The 4,070-nt window shown below is 75.9% G+C and carries 3 protein-coding genes; 2 read left to right on the plus strand and 1 reads right to left on the minus strand.

All coding sequences use genetic code 11. The features are described from left to right. The first annotated feature begins 131 nt into the window (after nucleotides 1-131). Nucleotides 132-764, plus strand: coding sequence for a response regulator transcription factor (locus tag MHW47_RS32845; protein WP_239227497.1), 633 nt, complete (start codon nucleotides 132-134; stop codon nucleotides 762-764). Nucleotides 765-822: 58 nt separating this feature from the next. Continuing rightward, on the plus strand, nucleotides 823-2,265 hold the full coding sequence (locus tag MHW47_RS32850; RefSeq protein ID WP_239227495.1) for a glycosyltransferase family 39 protein: 1,443 nt from the start codon (nucleotides 823-825) through the stop codon (nucleotides 2,263-2,265). 55 nt (nucleotides 2,266-2,320) lie between these two features. On the opposite strand, the gene MHW47_RS32855 is transcribed toward MHW47_RS32850, so the two are convergent. Further along, complete coding sequence (locus MHW47_RS32855; protein ID WP_239227496.1) at nucleotides 2,321-3,757, minus strand: MFS transporter; 1,437 nt, start codon at nucleotides 3,755-3,757, stop codon at nucleotides 2,321-2,323. Nucleotides 3,758-4,070 lie beyond the last annotated feature (313 nt).

Genomic DNA, 4,070 nt, shown 5'->3' on the forward strand with positions numbered 1-4,070 from the left:
GGCCGGGACGGCGGCTTCGTGGTCACGGCGGAACTCCCGGCGGACGCGGGCGGCGAGGAGGACGACGCGGCGGGCCCGCCCGGCGCGGCGGCCGGGGCGGACCGCTCGCCTACCCTGGGCCGGTGAACGAGATGCCTCAGGAGCACCCCCCGGCCCCCTCCGTACGCGTCCTGCTCGCCGAGGACCAGGGGATGATGCGCGGCGCGCTCGCCCTGCTGCTCGGTCTGGAGCCGGACATCGAGGTGGTGGCGCAGGTCGGCGCGGGTGACGAGATCGTGGCGGCGGCGCTCGCGTCCCGGCCCGATGTGGCGCTTCTGGACATCGAGTTGCCGGGCCGCAGCGGTCTGGACGCGGCGGCCGACCTGCGCGAGGAGGTCCCGGACTGCCGGGTGCTGATCCTGACCACGTTCGGCCGGCCGGGCTATCTGCGCCGGGCGATGGAGGCCGGGGCGGCGGGCTTCCTGGTGAAGGACGGCCCGGTCGAGGAGCTGGCCGCGGCGATCCGCCGGGTGCTGGCCGGGGAGACCGTCGTCGATCCGGCGCTGGCCGCCGCCGCGCTGAGTGCCGGGCCCAGTCCGCTGACCGCGCGCGAGCGGGACGCGCTGATCGCCTCGGCGGACGGGGCGACGGTCGCCGACATCGCGGCCAGGCTGCACCTGTCGGAGTCGACGGTGCGCAACTACCTGTCGTCGGCGATCGGCAAGACGGGCACCCGCAACCGTATGGAGGCGGTCCGCGCGGCCCGGCAGCAGGGCTGGCTCTGACCGGCCCGCACCACCGCCGTCCATCCGTACCGTGACACCTCGGGGGCCAGGTCACGCCATGTCTTCTTCCGTCCGCGCGCCCCGGCGCGCCGCTCCGCTCTGGCTCGTGCCGGCGCTCTGGACGCTGGCCCTCGGGCTCTGGGGGCTCTCGCGGCAGGGCAGCTTATGGCGGGACGAGGCCGCGACCTGGCAGGTGGCACTGCGGTCCGGTGCCGACATACGGACTCTGCTGGGCCATGTGGACGCGGTCCACGGGCTGTACTACCTGCTGATGCACGGCCTGTTCGACTGGTTCGGGCCGACGACCACCACCCTGCGGCTGCCGTCCGTGCTGGCCGTGGCGGTGGCGGCGGCCTGTGTGGCGGCCGTCGGCGAGCGGCTGGCCGGGCGCTGGGCGGGCCTGGGCGGCGGCATGGTCCTCGGGCTGCTGCCGGCCGTGCAGTTCTACCTCCAGGAGGGCCGCCCCTACGCGCTGGTGGCGGCGGGCACCGGGGTCGCGACGCTGCTCCTGGTGACGCTGGTCCAGGGGCACGGCGGGTGGGGGCGCTGGGCGGCGTACGCGGGGGCGGTGCTGTTCGGGGCGCTGCTGAACTGGTTCTCGCTGCTCGTGCTGCCCGCGCATCTGGTGACGCTGGTGTGGAGCGGGGCGGGGCGGCGGGTGGCGGCGCGCTGGGCGGTGGCGTCGGCGGGCGCGGTGGCGGGGGCGCTGCCGCTGGTCCTGTTCACGGCGGAACAGGCCGGGCAGGTGTCCTGGATACCGCCGCTGACCTGGCACATGCTGGTCGGTCCCGGGGTGCTGCTGGCGCTCGGATCGCTCGCGGCGCTGGCGGACCGGCCGCGTGCGGGGCGGCTCTCGGTGGCGTCGGTGGGGCTGCCGCTGCTGGCGGTTCCGCAACTCGGTCTGGTGACCGTCTCGCTGGGCAAGCCGCTGTTCCTGGACCGCTATGTGCTGTTCAGCATGCTGGGCCTGGCGCTGCTGGCGGGGGGTGTGTGCGCCGCGGCGGTGCGGGCGGCGGCGCCCCGGTTCCCGGCGGCGTCGCGGTGGCTGGTCCCGGCCCTGCTGGTGTGCGTGGTCGCGGCGCTGCTGCCGCAGTCGCTGGCCAAGCGGTCGCCGTCGAGCCGGGTGGACGACGTGCTGGCCATGGCGGCGGACGTGCGGCGGCTGAAGGAGCCGGGGGTGGCGGTGGTGTTCCTGCCGAGCGCCCGGCGCGACGCGCGGCAGGTGTCGCCCGGGGCGTTCACCGGTCTGCGGGACATAGCGCTGGTGCGGGGCCCGCTGGCGTCCGGGACGCTGAGCGGGGTGGAGGCCGCTCCGGACCGGATCAGGGCGGCGATGCTGGCGGAGCGGCGGATACTGCTGGTGACGGACGCGCCGGAGGCGGCGCGCACGGAGCACGCGCGGCGCGAGCGGGTCAAGGCCGCGGTGCTGCGGGAGCACTTCGGCATCGTCGCGGACGCGCGGGTACGGGGGCGCCGGGTGACGCTGTACGAGCGGAGGTGACCGGGGCCGGCGCCGGGGTGCGGCGTACCGCCCGGCCCGTCCCGGCCCCCGCCGCTCAGCCCCGTACCGTCCGTTCCCGGGACGGGCGGTGGCGCGGGAGCCAGAGCAGCATCAGCAGCAGGCCGCCCACCAGGACGGTGCCCGCCGTGCGGAAGGCCAGGGCGTAGCCGGCGGTCAGCGCGGCCGGGTCCGCCACATCGCCCGTGCGGGCCGCGGCGACCGTGGAGAGCACCGCGAGGCCCAGCGCGCCGCCCATCGTCCGCGAGGTGTTGACCAGGCCCGAGACGAGGCCGGCCTCCCCCGGTGCCGCGCCCGATGTGGCCAGCGAGGCGAGCGGGGTGGAGGCGAGCCCGGCACCGGCCATCATCAGCACACCGGGCAGGCAGACGGCGGTGAGGTAGGAGCCGTGCGCGGTCATCGTGGACTGCCAGCCGAAGCCGGCGGCGGCGACGGCGGTGCCGATGAGCGCGAGGTTCTTCGCGCCGACCCGGGCCATCAGCCGGGGCGCGGCCTTGGAGCCGACGACGACGGCCAGCGAGGACGGCATCAGGGCGAGCCCGGCCTCCAGCGCGCTGTAGTCCAGGACGTTCTGCGCGTACACCGTCATGAAGTACCACATCGCGAACGTGGCGGAGCCGATGACGAGCATGGCGACGTTCGCCGAGGCGACCGCCCGCGCCCCGAGCACCCGCAGCGGCATCAGAGGGCTCGCGGCGCGGGCCTCCACGAGGGTGAACAGGGCGAGCAGGACGGGCCCGCCGACCAGCGGGACCAGGGTGGCGGTGGCGGTCCATCCCGCCTCCTCGGTCTGCACGATGCCGTACGCGGTGGAGGCGAGGCCCGCCGTGACGAGGACGGCGCCCAGCAGGTCGACGCGGCGGCGGCTCTCCGCGCGGCCCTCGGCGAGCCACAGGGCGGCGCCGACGAGCACGAGCACCCCGATGGGCACGTTGATGAGCAGCACCCAGCGCCAGGACAGCGCGTCGGTGAGCACCCCGCCGACCAGTCCGCCGGCCGCGCCGCCGCCCGCGCCGACCGCCATCCAGGTGCCGATGGCCCTGGCGCGGGCGGGGCCCTCGGGGACGGCGGCGGTGAGCAGGGTGAGGGTGGCCGGGGCGAGGACGGCGGCGCCGAGCCCTTGCGCGGCGCGGGCGGCGAGCAGCTGCCAGCCCTCCTGGGCGAGCCCGCCGGCCAGCGAGGCGGCGGTGAACAGGCCGAGGCCGACGAGGAACATCAGCTTGCGGCCGTAGAGGTCGGCGGTGCGCCCGCCGAGCAGCATGAACCCGGCGAAGGCGATGGAGTACGCGTTGAGCACCCACTGCAGGCCGATGGTGCTCAGTCCGAGGTCGGCGCGCATGGAGGGGAGGGCGACGTTGACGACGGACACGTCGAGCACCACGAGGAACTGCCCCACGCAGGCCGCGAGGACCACCGCCCAGGTCCGGGTCCTGGTGCGTTCGGAGGGCGGTGCGGGGGTGGTGACGTGAACCATGGGTGTCATACTCGCAGCCGCCGTGCACCCCGTACATCGGATTGAGGGCCGGTCCCACTCGGTCCGGCGGCCTAGGACCCGCCGCCGCACCACCACCGGCCGACCACCGGCCGACCACCGGCCGACCACCGGTCGATCCCGGGCCAGGAAGCTGACAACCCGTCATGTCGGAGCCCGTGCAAGGCGGTTGCGCGTGCGCCCGCGCACGCACCCGGCCGGTTCGCACCCCGTGCACCGGAATACGCCGTAGCCGAAGAAGGTTCATCGTGCACAGACTTGGCGGTCGGCGCCGCCCGGCACGGGCCGCGCCACC

Source organism: Streptomyces sp. OfavH-34-F, from assembly GCF_022347745.1.
In the GTDB taxonomy this organism is placed as follows: domain Bacteria; phylum Actinomycetota; class Actinomycetes; order Streptomycetales; family Streptomycetaceae; genus Streptomyces.

Excerpts from the sequence above, each read along its gene's own strand:
- MHW47_RS32850 (WP_239227495.1), top strand. The coding sequence starts at position 823 with ATGTCTTCTTCCGTCCGCGCGCCCCGGCGCGCCGCTCCGCTCTGGCTC.
- MHW47_RS32855 (WP_239227496.1), bottom strand. The coding sequence starts at position 3,757 with ATGGTTCACGTCACCACCCCCGCACCGCCCTCCGAACGCACCAGGACC.
- MHW47_RS32845 (WP_239227497.1), top strand. The coding sequence starts at position 132 with ATGCCTCAGGAGCACCCCCCGGCCCCCTCCGTACGCGTCCTGCTCGCC.